The organism is Shewanella mangrovi, assembly GCF_000753795.1.
In the GTDB taxonomy this organism is placed as follows: domain Bacteria; phylum Pseudomonadota; class Gammaproteobacteria; order Enterobacterales; family Shewanellaceae; genus Shewanella; species Shewanella mangrovi.
The window spans coordinates 1-557 of the sequence record NZ_JPEO01000013.1; the positions used below are offsets into that span (position 1 = coordinate 1).

Annotated in this window: 1 rRNA gene; it reads right to left on the minus strand. The window is 54.4% G+C overall.

The window, feature by feature from the left end:
- A 16S ribosomal RNA gene (locus HR45_RS14205) occupies nucleotides 1-557 on the minus strand; the annotation flags it as partial.

Here is a 557-nt window from a genome sequence, read left to right on the forward strand (position 1 = left end):
CCCCCCTCTACAAGACTCTAGCTTGCCAGTTCAAAATGCGATTCCCAGGTTGAGCCCGGGGCTTTCACATCTTGCTTAACAAACCGCCTGCGCACGCTTTACGCCCAGTAATTCCGATTAACGCTCGCACCCTCCGTATTACCGCGGCTGCTGGCACGGAGTTAGCCGGTGCTTCTTCTGCGAGTAACGTCACAGCTAGCAGGTATTAACTACTAACCTTTCCTCCTCGCTGAAAGTGCTTTACAACCCGAAGGCCTTCTTCACACACGCGGCATGGCTGCATCAGGGTTTCCCCCATTGTGCAATATTCCCCACTGCTGCCTCCCGTAGGAGTCTGGACCGTGTCTCAGTTCCAGTGTGGCTGATCATCCTCTCAAACCAGCTAGAGATCGTCGCCTTGGTAAGCCGTTACCTTACCAACTAGCTAATCCCACCTGGGCCTATCCATTCGCGGAAGGTCCGAAGAGCCCCTCCTTTCCCCCGTAGGGCGTATGCGGTATTAGCAGTCGTTTCCAACTGTTATCCCCCTCAAATGGGCAAGTTCCCAGGCATTACTC